Genomic DNA, 17,540 nt, shown 5'->3' on the forward strand with positions numbered 1-17,540 from the left:
CGGGCGCTGGCCGCCGTCTTTGCCGCGAGCGCCCGGGAGGCCCACGCCGCCCGCACCGGCCTCGCCGCCGCCCTGCTGGAACTGCGCGAGGCCACCGACACCGCCGCCGGCGAGTGGCGCCGCCCCGCCCTCCCGCACCAACGCGCCACCGCCACCGAGCAGCAGGCCCATCACCTGCTGGCCGCCCTGCTGGAGCGCCGTGGCCGCGGGGACCTGCCGGACACGGCCTAGGATCGAAGCCGATCGGCAGGCCGCAGAACGGGAGCAGCACACGTGGAGGACGTCGTCGCAGGTGTGCTGCGCCAGTGGGAACGGGCCTACCCGGGGCTGGACACCGGTCCGATCGCCGTCCTCGGCCGGATCAACCGCTGTGCCGCACTGCTCCAGCAGACCCCCGACCCGCTCACCCGGGCCGGCCTCACCCGCGCCGAGTTCGACATCCTCGGTGCCCTGCGCCGCCTCGACCGTGAGCTGACCCCCACCCAGCTGGCCCGGGAGAGCTTCGCCTCCGGCGCCGCCGTCACCAAGCGCCTGCGGCTGCTGGAGGAGCGCGGCCTGGTCAGCCGCCGCACCGACGACCGGGACCGCCGGGTCGCCCACCTCGCGCTCACCGAGGAGGGCCGGACGCTGGTGGACGGCCTGATCCAGGAGCTCGTCGCCTACGACCGCGCCCTGCTGGCCGGCCTCACCCCCGCCGAGCAGGACCGGCTCGCCGAGGCCCTCAGCGGCCTGCTCAACAGCCTTGAGGGGACGATCGGCCGCACCCTGGGCTGAGCCGGCGAACCGTGATGGATCGTCAACGGCGCCTCCCCGGCGGGAAACTATGCTCGTGGTGCGGGCGTACGGGGGCGCGCCGGGTGCGAAGCGGGCTCCCGCGCCGCGCGCGGCGTGTCGAGTCGTCTACCGGGAGCTCCCCTTGGGTCACAGCGCGGACCGAAGCCACGGCGATCGATCCCGGCCGGAGCGCTCGGGCGGCCCCGGCGACCCCCTCGCGCGGCTCACCCGGGGCATCGTCGTCATGGTCGCCGTCGGCTTCTGTGCTGCCTCGGTGGTCGCCACCGTCCGCAACCACGACGGCCTGTCCTACCAACTGCCGGCCGTCGCCATGCTGTTGGTCCTGCTCGGTTTCCAGATCGGGCACGCCGGTCCGTGGCGCCTGGCGCGGCGCTGGTGGCCGTGGAGCCTGGTCGTCCACGGGATGCTGACCTACCTGCCGTTCCTGCTCTTCGACGGGGCGTGGGTCGGCATTCCCGGATCGTTCGCCGGATCGGTGCTGCTGACCGTCGCGCCACCGCGCTCCCGGGTGCTGTTCGCCGCGCTGGTTGCCGCCCAGTACCCGCTCTGCGCGGCGCTGGGCGGCAACCTCGGCCAGTGCGTCAACGCGTCGGTGTCCACCGCCGTGGGCGGCATCGTGGTCTACGGGGTGGCCCGACTCGCGGATCTGATCACCGAGTTGCGGGCGGCCCGGACCGAGCTGGCCGAACTCGCGGTGGACCGGGAGCGGCTCCGCTTCGCGCGCGACCTGCACGACCTGCTCGGCTCCAGCCTCTCGGTGGCGGCACTGAAGTGCCAGCTCGCCGAACGGCTGGCCGCGGAGGACCCGGAGCGCGCCCGCGCGGAGATCGCCGAGGTGCTGGCACTGGTGCGGCAGGCGATGGCGGACACCCGTCGGCTCTCCAGCGGCGACGTCCGGATGTCCCTGGCGAGGGAGGCGCGTTCGGTGGTCTCGGCGCTGCGGACGGCCGGGATCGAGGTCGAGGCCGAACTGGACTGCGAGGGGCTGACGCCCGAACTCGACGCGGTGCTGGCCACCGTGCTGCGCGAGGCGGTCACCAACCTGCTGCGGCACAGCGCGGCCCGGCGCTGCGAGATCCGGGCCGGTGGGGCGGGCCCCGGTGCGGTCCGGCTGCTGGTCTCCAACGACGGCGTACCAGGCGAACCGGACGGCGCTGCGCGCGAACCGGACGGCGCCGTGCACGAACCGGGTGGCGGGCAGGGCATCGAGAACCTCACCGAGCGGCTGCGGGCCGTCGGCGGCCGGCTGACCGCCCGGCGGGACGCAGCCGGCTGGTTCCACCTCGCCGCCGTCGTCGAGGCGGAGCCCGCCCGGGAAGCCGCCCGCGCCGCCTGACCTGTCCGCACGGCCCGGCTACTCGTGCACCCCCATCGCCTCGCTCGGTTTGCGCCGCAGCGCCAGCCGGGCGGTCAGCAGGACGGTGCCCACCCCCAGCAGCGCCGCCCCGCCCAGCACCGCGGCCACCTGACTCCCGGGCAGCGTGGGCCGGGCCGTACCGGTGAGCGCGAGGCAGACCGGGACCAGGACGGCGGCGGTGACGGCCGCGCCGAGGGCGAGCGCCACGGCGACCGTGATCCCGCCCTCCCAGGCCATCATCCGCAGCACCTGCGCGCGCGTGGTGCCCGCCAGTCGCAGCAGCGCGAACTCGCGCAGCCGCTCGCCGGTGGCCATCACCAGGGTGTTGACCACGGCGATCGCGGTGAACAGGCTGATCATGCCGAGCAGTAGCCGCCCGACCGCGGTGGCCCGCTCCTGCTGGTGCCGGCGCGCCGCGTCGTAGTCGGCCCGGTCGCTGATCCTGGCCATCGGGTAGGCCGGGGCGAGGCCCCGGAGCTCCCGGCCCACCTGCTGGAGGTCGGCGCCGGGGGCGGAGCGGACCAGCACGGTCGGTGCGAGCCGGTCCGGTGTGTGGGCGGCGGCGAAGGAGTCGGGCAGCAGCGCGTCCGCGAACCGTGCGTCGCGGTCGTACACGGCGGCCACCGTCGCGGTGCTGTCGGTGCCGTCCGGCCACTCGATCCGGACGGTGGCGCCGACGCCGGCCTTGAGCGCGGCGGCCGATCGCTGCCCCAGCGCGATGCTCGCGCCACGCAGCCCGTCCAGCGAACCGGCCGTCACCCCGGGGTCGACCAGCTCCGCCAGCCCCTGCGGGTCGACGATCCGGGCGTCCAGGCCCTGCCGGCCGAAGTCATCGGCGGACGCCAGGACGGTCGTGGACACCAGGCCGTCGGCCGCCGCGACGCCGGGCAACTGCCGTACCGCGGCGGCGAATTCCGGCGGCAGGCCGATCCCGTCGGCCTGGACCACGTGGTCGGCCAGCAGCCGTCGGCCGTCCTCGGCCATGTTGGCCTGCGCCTTGACGACCGGGACGAACAGCACCGTGCCGGTGAAGGCCACCGCGAGCACCAGCGGGGTGACGGCGGCGGCGAAGCGGCGCGGCTGGGCCCGCAGCGCGGCGGAGGCGAGGAACCCGGCGACCGGGAAGAGCCGGCCCACCGGCCCGCCGATCGCCACACTGGCGACCCGGCCGATCAGCGGCCCGAGCAGGGCCACCCCGAGCAGCAGCACCAGCACCATGCTCTCGGCCGTCCCCGCTCCGCGGCGGCTGTCCGTCGAACCGGCCAGCACCACGCCGCACACGGCGAGCGTCACGAGCCCGAGCCCGGTCCGGATCCGGCCGACGCCGGGCCGCGGTGTCGAGGAGTCGCGCAGCGCCCGGGTCGGCTCGACCCGGGAGGCCCGGCGCGCGGCTGCCCAGACGGCCAGCTGCGCGGTGACGACGACGCAGCCGAGGACGATCAGCGGGGCGCTCGGCCCGACGTGCAGCGGCACGTCCGAGCCGACCACCCCGCGGTCGACCAGTTCGCCCCGCAGCAGCGCGGCGAGGCCGATCCCGGCCGGCAGGCCGACGACGGCGGCCGCGACGGTCAGCACCAGCGTCTCCAGGGCGATCATCCGCCGCACCTGCCCGGTGGTGGCGCCGACCGCCCGCAGCAGGGCCATCTCGCGCAGCCGCTGCTGCACGGAGAGCGCGAGCGCCCCCGCCACCACGAAGACCGCGACGAACAGCGAGAGCACGCCCGTCGTCCCGGCCAGCGAGGAGAGGCCGTCACCGGGACCGGGAGCGCCGGAGAACTCCAGCTCGCCCCGCTCGTCGCCGGTGTGCACCCCGGGCCCGGACCAGGACGCCTTGCCGTCGTGCTCCCGCGCCGCGGCGAGTGCCCGCCGGGCCTGCTCGGCCACGGCCCGCAGGTCGGCCCCGTCCCGCACGGTGAGCCCGATCGCGTCCGCGCCGGTCGCCGTCCCGGCGAGCCGGGCGGCCTGCCCGGGGCTGAAGAAGAGCGCGCTCTGACGGGACAGCTCCCGTGGCGGCGCGGCCAGTCCGGACACGGTGTAGCCGCGCGGTGCCTCGGTGGTGGCCAGCCGGACGGTGCCGCCGGGCGCGACCCCGGCGCGGGCGGCCGTCGCGGCGTCGAGGAGCACCTCGTCCGGCCCGGCCGGGGCTCGGCCGGAGATCAGCCGGAACGGGGCGAGGGCGGCGCTCGTCCAGGCGTGCCCGAGCGAGGGGCCGCCCTGCGGTCCGGACAGGACCTGCCCGGAGGCGGTGACGACGGCCGCCGGGAAGGAGAGCTCCGGGACGGCGGCCGCGACGCCGGGCAGCCCGGCGAGTTCGGCGGTCAGTGGTCCGGCGTCCGGGATGCGGGTGCTGTCGCCGATCACCAGAGGGGCCGCGGCGTAGCGCTCGGTGGGGGTGCCCGTGCGCAGGGCGGACTCCAGCAGGACCCCGCAGGCGACGGTCAGGACCAGGGCGCAGACGAGCGCGGTGAACGCGCCGGCGAAGCCCGCCTTCCGGGCCCGTACCGTGCGCCAGGCCAGCTTCAACACGTGCCCCAGCCCCCCGGTGGTACGCCCTCGATGACATCGCGAGCCTAGCCCCGGGCGCTCCGGCCGACATTCCCTTCGTTGACGAAGGAAGGCCCCGGCAAGCCCCGTCGTGGGCCGTCCACGGCCGGATCCATGCGAAACGCACGGTCCGCCGCCCCGGAGGCGCCGTGTCACCGAGGCGCCGTGCCGCCGAAGGCGCCAGGCGCGCAGGGAACGCCGGGAGCCGCCGCAGGGCTACGTCGTCGGCAGCCAGCCCATCTCCTCGGCGATCCGGATCGCGTCGACCCGGCCACGTCCCCCGGTCTTGGCCACCGCGGCGGCCAGGTGGTTGCGCGCGGTGCCCGTCGAGATGAACAGCCGGGCGGCGATCTCGCTGACGGAGTCCCCCTCCGCCGCGAGCCGCAGGACCTCCGACTCCCGGGGCGTCAGCGGGTTCTCCCGGGTGTCCAGGGCGGCCAGCGCCAGCTCCGGGTCGACGACGCGTTCGCCGGCGGCCACCTTCCGGATCGCCGCGGCCAGCTCCTGTGCCGGGGCGTCCTTGCCGAGGAAACCGAGCGCACGGGCGGAGAACGCGGCGCGCAGGTACGCGGGTCGCACCAGTCCGGTGAGGATCAGCGTCCGGCACCCGGGGAGCTTCTCGTGCAGTTCGGCCGCCGCCCGCAGCCCGTCCAGTCCGGGCAGGTCGATGTCGAGCACCACGACGTCCGGTCGCACCTCCAGGGCGGTCGGCACCACCAGGTCCCCGCGCTCCACGTCCGCGACGACCTCCAGATCCTCCTCGTACGCGAGGAGGGCCATCAGTGCGCCGCGCACCATGCTCATGTCCTCTGCCAGCAGGACCCTGATCATCCGCACTCTCCCCCTGTCAGGTGACGGCCACGGGCGGGGTTCATTAGACAACAGGCCCTGCCAGGGCCGGTTTCCGTGCTTGATCGGCCCCGAGCGGTCCGCCGGTCGGCGTAGCCTTCGTGCATGGCAGAGAGCAAGGTCCGGAAGGCCGTGGCGAAGAAGCCGGTGGCGAAGAAGGCGGCGGTGAAGCCGAGGAAGCCGGAATCGCACCTGGCGATGGTGCGACGGGCCCGGAGGATCAACCGCGAGCTGGCGGAGCTGTACCCGTACGCGCATCCGGAGCTGGACTTCGAGAACCCGTTCCAACTGCTGGTGGCCACCGTGCTGTCGGCGCAGACCACCGACCTGCGGGTGAACCAGACGACCCCGGCGCTGTTCGCGAAGTACCCGACGCCGGAGGACATGGCGGCGGCGAACCCGGAGGAGCTGGAGGAGGTCATCCGCCCGACCGGATTCTTCCGGAACAAGGCGAAGTCGCTCATCGGCCTCTCGATAGCGTTGCGCGACGAGTTCGGCGGCGAGGTCCCCGGCCGGCTGGCCGACCTGGTGACCCTGCCCGGCGTCGGCCGCAAGACCGCCAACGTCGTCCTCGGCAATGCCTTCGGGGTCCCCGGCATCACCGTGGACACCCACTTCGGGCGGCTGGCCCGGCGGTTCGGCTGGACCGCCGAGGACGACCCGGTGAAGGTCGAGGCGGCCGTCGCCGAGATCTTCCCGAAGTCGGAGTGGACGATGCTCTCGCACCGGGTGGTCTTCCACGGCCGCCGGATCTGCCACTCCCAGAAGCCCGCCTGCGGCGCCTGTCCGATCGCGCCGCTCTGCCCCTCGTACGGCGAGGGGGAGACCGACCCGGAGAAGGCACGCAAGCTGTTGAAGTACGAGATGGGCGGCCAGCCCGGGCAGCGGCTGCGGCCGCCGGCAGACTTCCCCGGCGAGGCGGCCGCCCGTGCGGACGCCGCCGTCCACCACGGACGGGTCGCGGACCTGGCGGTGGACGCATGAGCGGGCGGTGGGAGCACCCCGGCCCTGAAGCCGGGGGCGTCGGGCGGGGCATCGAGCTGGACGGGCTGCCGACCTGGCTGGAGCCGGTCCGCGAGGCGGCCGGGCGGGTGTTGCCGGAGCAGCTGAGCCGCTTCCTGCCGCCGGCCGAGGGCGGGCGTCCGGCGGCCGTGCTGATGCTGTTCGGCGAGGGGCCGCAGGGGCCGGACCTGCTGCTGATCGAGCGGGCCCGCTCGCTGCGCTCGCACGCCGGTCAGCCGTCCTTCCCGGGTGGTGCGCTGGACCCGGAGGACGGCGATCCGAACGGTGAGGGCCCGATCGCGGCGGCGCTGCGCGAGGCCTGGGAGGAGACCGGCCTGGACCCGGCGGGGGTGCAGGTGTTCGCCGAACTGCCCCGGCTGTACATCCCGGTGAGCCGCTTCGTGGTGACCCCGGTGCTCGGCTGGTGGCGCGAGGAGTCGCCGGTGCGCCCGGTGGACGAGGCCGAGACCGGCGCGGTGTTCCGGGTCACCGTCGCGGAGCTGGCCGACCCGGCGAACCGGGTGCGGCTGCGCCACCCGTCCGGGCACATCGGGCCGGCCTTCGCGGTCGCCGGGCGGCTGGTCTGGGGCTTCACCGCCGGGGTGATCGACCGGGTGCTGCACCACAGCGGCCTGGAGCTGCCCTGGGACCCGTCCCGGATCGTCGACCTCTCGGACGACGCGCTGGCCCTGGTCCAGGGGGACCTCGAACACTCCCGGGTGCTGCCGGGCGGCGACGACGACGCTTCGTGACCGACCGGCGGCGTGTCCCGCGCGCGGGCCGTGGGAGGGTGTCCGAGTGAACGTCCTGGATGTGCTGCTGATCGCCGCGGCCGTGGCATTCGCCGTGTCGGGCTACCGGCAGGGCTTCGTGGTCGGCGTGCTCTCACTGGTCGGGTTCCTCGGTGGCGGCCTGCTCGCCGTCGAGCTGCTGCCGCTGCTGCTCGACCACATCGGCCCCGGCACCACGGCCTCGGTGGTGGCCGTCGTGGTGGTGATCGTCCTCGCCGCGATCGGCCAGGCGATCACCGCGCACTTCGGCTGGAAGCTGCGCGGGCACATCGGGCGCCGCCCGGCCAGGGTGCTGGACGCGACCGGCGGCGCGGTGGTGAACGTCGTCTCGATGCTGCTGGTGGCCTGGCTGATCGGTTCGGCGCTGGCCGGGGCGTCACTCCCGACGGTCTCCAAACAGGTCCGATCCTCGGCGATCCTCGGCGAGGTGCAGAACGCGCTGCCCGACGACGCGCCGAACTGGTTCTCGGACTTCTCCAAGGTGCTCGCCCGCAACGGCTTCCCGCAGGTCTTCAACCCCTTCGAGCACGAGCCGATCACCCAGGTCGACACCCCCGACCCCGCGCTGGCCGCCAGCCCGGCGGTGGCGCGGGCCCGGCAGAGCCTGGTCAAGGTGGTCGGCACGGCGACCTCCTGCGGCAAGACCCTGGAGGGCAGCGGTTTCGTCTTCGCCCCGCACCGGGTGATGACCAACGCCCACGTGGTCGGCGGGGTCAACGAGCCGACCGTGCAGATCGGCGGTGTCGGCCAGCTGTACGACGCGACGGTGGTCCGCTACGACTGGCAGCGCGACATCGCCGTCCTGGACGTGCCCAAGCTGAACGCGCCGGCGCTGTCCTTCGCGGGCGAGGCGAAGACCAACGACAGCGCGATCGTGGCCGGCTTCCCGGAGAACGGCGCCTTCAACGTCCAGCCGGCCCGCATCCGCGGCCGGATCCAGGCCAACGGGCCGGACATCTACCACCGGGGCCAGGTGGTCCGCGACGTCTACTCGGTGCGCTCGGTGGTCCGGCAGGGCAACAGCGGCGGCCCGCTGCTCACCCCGGACGGCGAGGTGTACGGCGTGGTCTTCGCCAAGTCCCTGGACAGCGGGGACACCGGCTACGTGCTGACCGCGGCCGAGGTGCGCGAGGACGCCGTGCAGGGCGGCGCCGCGACCGCCCGGGTGGACACCCAGGGCTGCGCGCTCTGACCGGGCCCGGCCGGAAGCCGCTCCGGGGCGTTCCGGGGACGACCGGGACCGCCGGACGGCGGCGGACCCGGGCGCGCCGGGCCGGACCGTCCGATATCCGTCGCCCCGTCAGGTGGCACTGGTAGCCTCGGCCGCGCTCACCCGTTCGGCTCAACCGGGCGCCGTCCCGGAGTGGGCCCGACGGGAGGTCGTGGCAGTCCGATGATGGGTCACTCGCACGCGGTGAGCGGGGCGATGCTGTACGCGGCCTCGGCTCCGTTCCTGCCCCCGCTGCTGCTGCACACCACCCTGCAGCCGGCGGACATACTGATGGGCACGGTGCTGTGCGCGGGCGCGGCCCTGCTGCCGGACCTCGACCACCACGACGGCTCGATCGCCAACTTCCTCGGCCCGGTCTCCAAGGTGCTCTGCCGCTTCGTGGCCTGGGTCTCCGGTGGTCACCGGCACGCCACCCACTCGCTGCTGTTCGTCGCGCTGACGGGCGGTGGCACCTGGGCCGGGGTCACCTTCCTCGGGCGCAACTTCACCCTGGGGCTGACCTTCTTCCTGCTGGCGCTCGCGATCCGGGCCCTGCGGCTCTGCCCGCCGGGCGACGGCCCGGAGGCGTGGATCACCGTCATCGGCCTGGCCGCGCTCGGCACCTTCGGGATGAACACCTGGATGCCCAACTCGCCCGGCTGGCTGCCGTACGCGGTGGCGCTGGGCACGCTGGCGCACCTGCTCGGCGACTGCCTGACCAAGAAGGGCGCGCCGCTGCTCTGGCCGCACAAGGAGCGCTACGAGATCGTGCTGATCAAGCGCAGCGGCAACAGCGTCGAGACCAAGGTGCTGGTGCCGATCATGTCGGTGGCGACCTTCGTCCTGCTCTGGTTCACCGCGCTGTCGCCGACGATCGTGAACTGAGCGGGGTGCGGGGTGCCCGGCACCCCGGCCGAGGTGGCGCGGCGCGAGGCCTCAGGTCTCGCGCCGCAGTCGTGCGCCCACCCAGCGGGCGCGCCGGCCGAGGATGCGGGGGATGCCGAGCTGCCGCCGCTCCGTGCGCTGACGGCCGTCGGGGCCGTCGAAGCCGAGGTCGTCCGCCCGGTCGGGCCGGTGGGCGGAGCGCTGGGGGCTGTTGTGACGTCGGCCGCGCGGGGCGCCGCCGCTTTCGGGCATCCAACTCATACCGGAAGGGATGCCCCTGGGCCGGTGGAGGTAACCGCCCGGGCTTCGTCGAAGTTGGCCTATGCGGTTGTCATATGAACGCCAAGGCAAGGGAGTTGGGTCCAAGGGCCCTTCCGGCCGACCGCACGTACGGCCGCGTCGGGTTCCGTGCGACGTCACTCCTTGTGGCGGCCGACCCAGTCCAGAAGCTCGGTGGTGAACTCCTCCGGTGCCTCCTCGTGCGGGAAGTGCCCGACCCCGGGCAGCAGCCGCCAGCGGTACGGCGCCGCCACGTACTCGCCGCCGCCGAGCGCGGTGTGCGACAGCAGCACCGGGTCCGCCGCGCCCTGGACGTGCAGGGTCGGCGCGGTGATCGGCTTCTTCATCCGCCGGGCGAACTGGATGCCGTCCGGCCGGGCCATCGAGCGCAGCAGCCAGCGGTACGGCTCGATCGAACAGTGCGCCGTGCTGGGGATCTGGATCGCCTGCCGGTACGCGTGCACCGCGGCCTCGTCCAGGCCGTTCGGGCCGGTCCAGGAGGTCAGGTAGCGGCCGACCAGCTCGGCGTCGTCGGCCACCAGGCGTCGTTCCGGTATCCACGGCCGCTGGAAGCCCAGCACGTGCTCGAAGGCGGCGAACTGCCGGCGGTCGGTCAGCAGCGCCCGGCGCAGGTCCCTCGGGTGTGCGGCGGAGACCACGGTCAGGCTCTGGATGACGGACGGTCGCATCACCGCGGCCACCCAGGCCAGGGTGCCGCCGGAGGCGTGTCCGACCAGGTGCGCCCGGCGCTCGCCGAGCGAGCGGATCACCCCGGTGATGTCCAGGGCGAGGTTGCCGGGGTCGTACCCGCGCGGGGTGCGGTCGCTGCCGCCGATGCCGCGCAGGTCGAGCGCCACCGCCCGGTAGCCGGCCTTGGCGAGCGCGGTCAGCTGGTGGCGCCAGGCCCACCAGTACTCGGGCCAGCCGTGCACCAGCAGCACCAGCGGGCCGGAGCCGAGCTCGGCGATGTGGAACCGGGCACCGTTGGCCGCGAGGTCGCGGTGCGTCCACGGGCCGGCCTGCCGGACGCTCCAGGCCTCGCCGCCCGTCGCCGGGGCTCCGGCGGAGGCCGCTTCGACGGGCTCCCGTTCGGGCTCCAGCGCGGGCGCCAGGCCGGTGCCCTCGGGGGCGGTGCCGGGTCCTTCGGGGCCGGCGGGACCTTCGGGGGTGAGTCCGGCACCGGAGTCGGCGGACGGCTGCGCAGGCACGGGCTTCTGGTCAAGCGGCATACCGAGAGCGTGTCACATCCGCCCGCCGGACACGTGCCCGGCACTCGTTGTCGGCGGGTCCGTGCCCGCCGGGCCGGTTACGGGATGCGGCCGAAGGCCCGGTCGATCTCCTCCTGGGTGGCCGGGCGCGGCCGGGCGTTCTTCAGCACGTCGGCGGTCTTCTGGGCGCCCTCGATGGTGCGGACCGGCTTCTCGATCTTCTTGAACGAGCGCCAGGCCAGCATTCCGAGCAGCACCGCGAGCAGCAGGTAGGCGCCCGCCACGACCAGGAAGGACCAGCCCAGCGACAGGCCCAGCGCGTGGATGCCGAAGGCCGCCGCGGCGCTCAGCATCGGGATGGAGAACAGCGCCACCACGCCGGCGACGATCAGCGAGACACCGCCGGAGACGCCGCGCTTGACGTCCGCCCGGATCTCGGCCTTGGCGAGCGCGATCTCGTCGTGGACCAGCGCGGACAGATCTGCGGTGGCCGCCGAGAACAGCTGCCCCACCGAACGCTCGCCCTCGTAGGGCGCCCGGCCGTTGCTGGACGGGTCTGCGGCTCCTGCGGGCATCAGCGGTTCTCCTCTGCGGCTGTGCGGCGTGACGCCGCCGCGGGTGTGCGGTTCCGGGGACCGTGGGGGTTCCGGAGGCGTCTGTGGGTTGTCGACAGCTCAGAATCATGCCCCTACCGGTCAGTCGGACACCACTCCGGGGCCCCGCCGGGGGGACGTGTCCCGGCGGCCGGAGCCCTCCGGGCGCCTCCGCCGGGGCCCCTCGGCGCCTCCCGGGGGCCTTTCCGGGGCGCCTCAGCCGGGTTGTCCCGACCGGCCCTGGTGGCCGGAGCCGGAGCCGGGGTCGGGGTCGTGTTCCCCGCGGGCCGTCGGGTGGGTCGGCTCGCCGACCCTCGCCCGCCAGGCCGGGTCGTCCTCCTGGTAGACGTCCGGGATGCCGTCCCCGTCCATGTCCCGGTCCTCCTCCTCGCACAGCTCGCGGTAGTGCCGGTTGCGCAGCTTCAGCAGGACCGTGGCGACCGCCGCGGCGAGCACCGAGCCGACCAGCACGGCCGTCTTGGCCCGGGCGGCGAGCGCCGGGTCGTCCGGGAAGGCCAGTTCACTGATCAGCAGCGAGACGGTGAAACCTATGCCCGCGAGCACCGAGACGGCGACCATGTCGGCCCACTTGAGCCGCGGGTTCAGCTCGGCCCTGGTGAACCGGGCGGTCAGCCAGGCGCCGCCGAACACGCCCACCGACTTGCCGACCAGCAGGCCGATCACGATGCCGATCGGGGCGGCCTGGGTGAACACCTCGCGCAGCTTCGGACCGGAGATCGCCACCCCGGCCGAGAACAGCGCGAACAGCGGGACGGCCAGGCCGGCCGAGAACGGGCGGACCAGGTGCTCGATGTGCTCGCCGGGGGAGTGCTGCTCGTCGCCCTCCCGGTGGCAGCGCAGCATCAGGCCCATCGCGACGCCCGCCACTGTGGCGTGGATGCCGCTCTCGTGCATCAGCGCCCAGGTCACGACGGCCAGCGGGACGAAGAGGTACCAGCCGTGGACGCCGCGCCGGTGCAGGAACCAGAACAGCACCAGCCCGGCGAAGGCGAGGCCGAGCGCCCAGAGCTTGATGCCGTGGCTGTAGAAGATCGCGATGATCAGGATCGCGATCAGGTCGTCGACGACCGCCAGGGTGAGCAGGAAGGCACGCAGCGGGGACGGCAGGTGGCTTCCGACCACGGCCAGCACGCCGAGCGCGAAGGCGATGTCGGTGGCGGTCGGGATCGCCCAGCCACCGAGGTGCCCGCCGCTGCCCGAGTTCACCAGGACGAAGAGGATCGCTGGCAGCGCCACCCCGCAGACGGCGGCGACCACGGGCAGCAACGCGGCACTGGGCGTGCGCAGCTCACCCGCGACGAACTCGCGCTTGAGCTCGATCCCGGCGACGAAGAAGAAGACCGTCAGCAGGCCGTCCTTGGCCCAGGTGGCCAGGGAGAGGTCGAGGTGGAGCGGGGTGGAGGGGCCGATGATGTAGTCGAGCACGCTCTGGTACGCGTGCGGCCAGACGTTGGCCCAGATCAGCGCGATGACGGCGGCGCCCAGCAGCAGCATGCCGCCGACCGTCTCGGTACGCAGGGCGTCGGTGATGAAGGTGCGCTCGGGCAGTGACAGCCGGCCGAGGAGTTGCCGGCGGCGGGTCGTCGGCTCGTGGACGGGCGGCTGATCGGTCACGTGGGACCTCCTGGGGCTGGGAGCGGCAACGGATGCACGGGTGGTGCAGTTGCCGACCAGACTTCCCGGCGCGCCCTGTGACGCCCACGATTCCCGTCAAGGGCCTTGATGCGTCCTTAATAGTCTAGCGGGACGTTCGGGTGACATCCGGATTGTCTTATCCAAGGACTTAAGCCCTGCAGGCTGGTTCTGCACTCCGGAGGAGCAGAGCCCGGCACCCGAGCGGCGGTCCGGCACCCGAATGGTGCTGAACCCGAATGGTGCTGACGAGACGGCTGTGCCCCGGGCGGTGGTCGCCGCCCGGGGCACAGCCGTCGTCTCGGTGGGGCTCAGCCGTTGCCGGCTCGGTGGTTTCAGTCGTTGCCGTTCTCCGAGGACGGCAGCTGGGCCTGGATCTGGCTCATCACCGTGCTGTCGGCCAGGGTGGTGGTGTCGCCGACCTCGCGGCCCTCGGCGATGTCGCGCAGCAGGCGGCGCATGATCTTGCCGGAGCGGGTCTTCGGCAGCTCGCCGACCACCTTGATCTGCTTCGGCTTGGCGATCGGGCCGAGCGTACGGCCGACGTGCGCCCGCAGCTCCTCGACCAGCTCGGGGCTCTCGGTGATGCCGCCGCGCAGGATCACGAAGGCGACGATGGCCTGGCCGGTGGTGGCGTCGGTCGCGCCCACCACGGCGGACTCGGCCACGGACGGGTGGCCGACCAGGGCCGACTCGACCTCGGTGGTGGAGATGTTGTGGCCCGAGACGAGCATGACGTCGTCCACCCGGCCGAGCAGCCAGATGTCCCCGTCCTCGTCCTTCTTGGCGCCGTCACCGGCGAAGTAGCGGCCCTCGAAGCGCGACCAGTAGGTGTCGACGTAACGCTGGTCGTCGCCCCAGATGGTGCGGAGCATGGACGGCCACGGCTCGGTGAGCACCAGGTAGCCGCCGGAGCCGTTCGGCACCTCGACGGCGTTGTCGTCCACCACGGTGGCCGCGATGCCCGGCAGGGCGCGCTGGGCCGAGCCCGGCTTGGTCTCGGTGACGCCCGGCAGCGGGCTGATCATGATGGCGCCGGTCTCGGTCTGCCACCAGGTGTCCACGATCGGGGCCTTGCCGGCGCCGATGTGCTCGCGGTACCAGATCCAGGCCTCGGGGTTGATCGGCTCGCCGACGCTGCCCAGCACCCGCAGCGAGGACAGGTCGAACTTCGCGGGGATGTCGTCGCCCCACTTCATGAAGGTGCGGATCGCGGTCGGCGCGGTGTAGAGGATGGTCACGCCGTACTTCTGGACGATCTCCCAGAACCGGCCCTGGTGCGGGGTGTCCGGGGTGCCTTCGTAGATGACCTGGGTGGCGCCGTTGGAGAGCGGGCCGTAGACGATGTACGAGTGGCCGGTGACCCAGCCGATGTCGGCGGTGCACCAGTAGACGTCGGTCTCCGGCTTGAGGTCGAAGACCGCGTGGTGGGTGTAGCTGACCTGGGTGAGGTAGCCGCCCGAGGTGTGCAGGATGCCCTTGGGCTTACCGGTGGTGCCCGAGGTGTAGAGGATGAACAGCGGGTGCTCGGCGTCGTGCGCCTCGGGGGTGTGCTCGGTGGACTGGCGCGCGGTGATCTCGTGCCACCAGACGTCGCGGCCCTCGGTCCACGGGATGTCCTGCCCGGTGCGGCGGACCACCAGGACGTGCTCGACGCCGTCGGCCTTGGTGAGCGCCTCGTCGATGGCCGGCTTGAGGGCGGAGGGCTTGCCGCGGCGGTAGCCGCCGTCGGCGGTGATGACGAGCTTGGCCTGGGCGTCCTGGATGCGGGAGGCGACGGCGTCGGAGGAGAAGCCGCCGAAGACCACCGAGTGGGTGGCGCCGATCCGGGCGCAGGCGAGCATCGCGACGACCGCCTCGGCGATCATCGGCAGGTAGACGGCGACCCGGTCGCCCTTGCGGACACCGAGCTCCAGCAGCGCGTTGGCGGCCTGCGAGACCTCGTCCTTGAGCTGGGCGTAGGTGATCGAGCGGCCGTCGCCGGGCTCGCCCTCGAAGTGGATGGCGACCCGGTCGCCCAGGCCGTTCTCCACGTGGCGGTCGACGCAGTTGTACGCGACATTGAGCTTGCCGTCGGCGAACCACTTGGCGAAGGGAGGGTTGGACCAGTCGAGGGTCTCGGTCGGCTCGACGGCCCAGGTGAGGCGACGGGCCTGCTCGGCCCAGAAGCCCAGACGGTCCTCGGAGGCCTGCGCGTACGCGGCCGCGGTGACGTTGGCGGCTGCGGCGAGCTCTGCCGGCGGGGCGAAGCGCCGCTCCTCCTTGAGCAGGTTGGCCAGGCTCTCGTTGCTCAACGCGCACTCCTCATCGAGTCATGATCGGGGGCGATCCCGTGCGTGGGGATTGTCCCGTGTGTCCCAGCGCACAGCTCACCAGGCGAACGGGGCAGTTGACAAGAGGCTCCTGGGAATTGGTGTAGACCTTTGACCGGCAGTCGTCCTGCCTCGCGCACGCTCCGCCGCGGAGGACCGCAAGACCGTGCGAAGGTCGGTGGGCCCGTGCCCCGGCCCGACCGGCGGGGACACGGGCCCGGCTCTCAGGCGGCCAGCCCGGGGCCCTCCTCGCCGCCCTCGACCGGAACGCGATCATCCACATTCACCCGTTCGGCCGATGCTGTGTTCGGTCGGACATCGGGGCCGGTTCCGATGGGACCCTCGGCGTGGCGTGCGGTTCCGGTCGTGGGCTTCCCGGTGCGGGCCTCGACCGGGCTGAACGTTCCGGCGGCCCGGTCCAGGACGTAGGCCTGGGCCGTCGCGAAGTCGAAGTACATCCCGACCAGCCGCAGGGTGCCCTCCTCGACCCGGCGTTCCACCGCCGGGTTCGCCATCAACTGGTCCAGCTGCTGGACCACGTTGGTGATACAGAGCTGCTCCACGACGTCCACCGCGGGCCGGGCGGCGAACTCCGCCGGGACCCGCCGGAGCCGGTCCAGCGAGCCGCGGCCGTTGCGCAGCCAGCGGGCCAGCGGGGTCGGCGGCCCGGGATGCTCGTGCACGCCGTCGAGCAGGGCCTTCATCGCGCCGCAGCCGGAGTGGCCGCAGACCGTGATCGAGCGCACCTCCAGCACCTCGACCGCGTACTGCACCGCGGCGGCCACCGAGTCGTCCGCCGCTCCGGGTTCGTGCGGGGCCGGCACCAGGTTGCCCACGTTGCGCACGGTGAACAGGTCGCCCGGACCGCTGTTGGTGATCATGCTGGTGACCATCCGGGAGTCCGCGCAGGTCAGGAAGAGCTGGGAGGGCGTCTGTCCCTCCCGTGCCAGCCGGGCGAGCTCCGGCCGGATCAGCGGGGCGGTGTGCAGCTGGAACACCCGGACGCCGTCCAGCAGCCGGTCGTGCGGGTCCTCCTGCTGCTCGATGCAGTGGTGGCCGACCCAGGGCGTCCATGCCCGGCAGCGGTGCGGGCCCGGTGAACTGCCCGCGCGCACGGTGCCGTCCGGGTCGAGCACCTCGTCGTCCTGTCGTCGCGTCACCATCGAGACCCGGCCACCCGCGTTCTGGTGCCCTGCCCGCCAGGTGTGCAGCGTCTCGTACGCGGCGTGGTCCAGGAAGGAACCGTCGTGGATCACGGTGACCTCGGCCCCGGCCGGGATGCCGGCCAGTGCCCGGCTGAGCCGGGGCACGGTGGTGAAGGTGAGCGGGCCGTGCGTCTGGACGGTGACCGTGCCGTCGGGGCCGGTCCCGACATCCACGTGGGCGCGGGTCAGCCGGTAGAGGGCGAGCAGTACGGCGGTGCCGGAGCCGATCGCGACGCCCCACAGCACGCCGCCGGCCACCACGCCGAGCACGGTGACCAGGTAGACGGGGAACTCGCGGTGCCGGTGCACCTTGCGGATGTGCGCGAAGCTCACCATCTGCAGTCCGACCACCAGCACCAGGGCGGCGAGCGCGGCCAGCGGGATCCGGCGCAGCCCGCCGGTCAGCGCCAGTGCGGCGGTCAGCACCCAGACGCCGTGCAGCACCGAGGCCCACCTGGTCCGGCCGCCGGCCCGCACGTTGGCGGTGCTGCGGACCGCGCCCCCGGCGACCGGCAGCCCGCCGACCAGGCCGCTCACCAGGTTGGCGAGGCCCTGGCCGCGCAGTTCGCGGTCGAGGTCGCCGGTGCGGCGGGACATCCGGTCGATCGCGACGGCGGACAGCAGCGACTCCACGCTGGCGACGGCGGTGACGGTGAGGACGGCGGCGAGCAGCCCGAGGGCCGGGCCGTGCGGCAGCGCGGGCAGGAGCGCCTGCGGCCGCCAGGCGGGCAGTTCGATGTGGGCGAGCCGCAGGTCCAGGGCGAACGCGAGGGCGGTGGCCAGCGCGACACCGGCCAGCGGGCCGGGCACCTTGGCCAGCCGGGCGCCGAACTCACCCGCGCGGCCCGGCAGTCGGC

General features: G+C 73.7%; 14 protein-coding genes and 1 pseudogene. 7 read left to right on the forward strand and 8 right to left on the reverse strand.

Annotated elements, in window-relative coordinates:
- The 3 genes and pseudogenes from KS423_RS17000 to KS423_RS17010 form a co-directional block, all read left to right on the forward strand.
- Positions 1-231: pseudogene (locus KS423_RS17000) on the forward strand (FUSC family protein); the annotation flags it as partial.
- Positions 232-273: 42 nt separating this feature from the next.
- Entirely contained in the window at positions 274-774 is a 501-nt protein-coding gene (locus tag KS423_RS17005; RefSeq protein WP_224280129.1) for a MarR family winged helix-turn-helix transcriptional regulator, read from the forward strand.
- Positions 775-916: 142 nt separating this feature from the next.
- Entirely contained in the window at positions 917-2,131 is a 1,215-nt protein-coding gene (locus KS423_RS17010; protein WP_224280131.1) for a sensor histidine kinase, read from the forward strand.
- 18 nt (positions 2,132-2,149) lie between these two features.
- Here KS423_RS17010 and KS423_RS17015 read toward each other — a convergent pair whose 3' ends face one another.
- Both KS423_RS17015 and KS423_RS17020 read right to left on the reverse strand, forming a co-directional pair.
- The gene (locus tag KS423_RS17015; protein WP_224280133.1) at positions 2,150-4,678 is read right to left on the reverse strand and encodes an ABC transporter permease; all 2,529 of its coding nucleotides are present in this window, start codon (positions 4,676-4,678) and stop codon (positions 2,150-2,152) included.
- Between the two features lie 234 nt (positions 4,679-4,912).
- Positions 4,913-5,527 carry a DNA-binding response regulator gene (locus KS423_RS17020; protein WP_224280136.1) on the reverse strand — a complete coding sequence of 205 codons (615 nt, stop codon included), beginning with the start codon at positions 5,525-5,527 and terminating at the stop codon, positions 4,913-4,915.
- Between the two features lie 123 nt (positions 5,528-5,650).
- On the opposite strand from KS423_RS17020, the gene nth reads away from it, so the two are divergent.
- The 4 genes from nth to KS423_RS17040 all read left to right on the forward strand — a co-directional run bounded on the left by nth (position 5,651) and on the right by KS423_RS17040 (position 9,433).
- On the forward strand, positions 5,651-6,529 hold the full coding sequence (gene nth / locus KS423_RS17025) for an endonuclease III (RefSeq protein WP_224280138.1): 879 nt from the start codon (positions 5,651-5,653) through the stop codon (positions 6,527-6,529).
- A complete protein-coding gene (locus tag KS423_RS17030; RefSeq protein WP_224280139.1) occupies positions 6,526-7,299 on the forward strand; it encodes a CoA pyrophosphatase in 774 nt (257 codons plus the stop codon). Before nth ends, KS423_RS17030 begins: the two co-directional genes overlap by 4 nt.
- Positions 7,300-7,345: 46 nt before the next feature.
- Positions 7,346-8,530, forward strand: a complete 1,185-nt coding sequence (locus tag KS423_RS17035; RefSeq protein ID WP_224280141.1) for a MarP family serine protease — start codon at positions 7,346-7,348, stop codon at positions 8,528-8,530.
- A gap of 201 nt (positions 8,531-8,731) precedes the next feature.
- On the forward strand, positions 8,732-9,433 hold the full coding sequence (locus KS423_RS17040) for a metal-dependent hydrolase (RefSeq protein ID WP_224280143.1): 702 nt from the start codon (positions 8,732-8,734) through the stop codon (positions 9,431-9,433).
- Between the two features lie 51 nt (positions 9,434-9,484).
- On the opposite strand, the gene KS423_RS17045 is transcribed toward KS423_RS17040, so the two are convergent.
- The 6 genes from KS423_RS17045 to KS423_RS17070 all read right to left on the reverse strand — a co-directional run.
- A complete protein-coding gene (locus KS423_RS17045) occupies positions 9,485-9,694 on the reverse strand; it encodes a hypothetical protein (RefSeq protein ID WP_159028462.1) in 210 nt (69 codons plus the stop codon).
- A gap of 155 nt (positions 9,695-9,849) precedes the next feature.
- Entirely contained in the window at positions 9,850-10,941 is a 1,092-nt protein-coding gene (locus KS423_RS17050; protein WP_224280145.1) for an alpha/beta fold hydrolase, read from the reverse strand.
- A 77-nt stretch (positions 10,942-11,018) separates the two neighbouring features.
- Positions 11,019-11,495 (reverse strand): phage holin family protein, encoded by a 477-nt coding sequence (locus tag KS423_RS17055; RefSeq protein ID WP_224280147.1) that lies wholly within the window; start codon positions 11,493-11,495, stop codon positions 11,019-11,021.
- Between the two features lie 234 nt (positions 11,496-11,729).
- Positions 11,730-13,028 (reverse strand): Na+/H+ antiporter NhaA, encoded by a 1,299-nt coding sequence (gene nhaA, locus KS423_RS17060; RefSeq protein ID WP_374119969.1) that lies wholly within the window; start codon positions 13,026-13,028, stop codon positions 11,730-11,732.
- A 473-nt stretch (positions 13,029-13,501) separates the two neighbouring features.
- On the reverse strand, positions 13,502-15,460 hold the full coding sequence (gene acs / locus KS423_RS17065; RefSeq protein WP_224280151.1) for an acetate--CoA ligase: 1,959 nt from the start codon (positions 15,458-15,460) through the stop codon (positions 13,502-13,504).
- 242 nt (positions 15,461-15,702) lie between these two features.
- Positions 15,703-17,540 (reverse strand): solute carrier family 23 protein (locus KS423_RS17070; RefSeq protein ID WP_224280153.1); only part of this gene is annotated, 1,838 nt, incomplete at its 5' end.

Source organism: Streptomyces sp. LS1784 (assembly GCF_020103755.1).
Lineage (GTDB): Bacteria > Actinomycetota > Actinomycetes > Streptomycetales > Streptomycetaceae > Kitasatospora.

Bases quoted from the DNA above. Each gene is read 5' to 3' on its own strand.
- KS423_RS17020 (WP_224280136.1), bottom strand. From the start codon at position 5,527: ATGATCAGGGTCCTGCTGGCAGAGGACATGAGCATGGTGCGCGGCGCA.
- nth (WP_224280138.1), top strand. From the start codon at position 5,651: ATGGCAGAGAGCAAGGTCCGGAAGGCCGTGGCGAAGAAGCCGGTGGCG.
- KS423_RS17030 (WP_224280139.1), top strand. From the start codon at position 6,526: ATGAGCGGGCGGTGGGAGCACCCCGGCCCTGAAGCCGGGGGCGTCGGG.
- KS423_RS17040 (WP_224280143.1), top strand. From the start codon at position 8,732: ATGATGGGTCACTCGCACGCGGTGAGCGGGGCGATGCTGTACGCGGCC.
- KS423_RS17045 (WP_159028462.1), bottom strand. From the start codon at position 9,694: ATGAGTTGGATGCCCGAAAGCGGCGGCGCCCCGCGCGGCCGACGTCAC.
- KS423_RS17050 (WP_224280145.1), bottom strand. From the start codon at position 10,941: ATGCCGCTTGACCAGAAGCCCGTGCCTGCGCAGCCGTCCGCCGACTCC.
- KS423_RS17055 (WP_224280147.1), bottom strand. From the start codon at position 11,495: ATGCCCGCAGGAGCCGCAGACCCGTCCAGCAACGGCCGGGCGCCCTAC.
- nhaA (WP_374119969.1), bottom strand. From the start codon at position 13,028: ATGCTGCTGCTGGGCGCCGCCGTCATCGCGCTGATCTGGGCCAACGTC.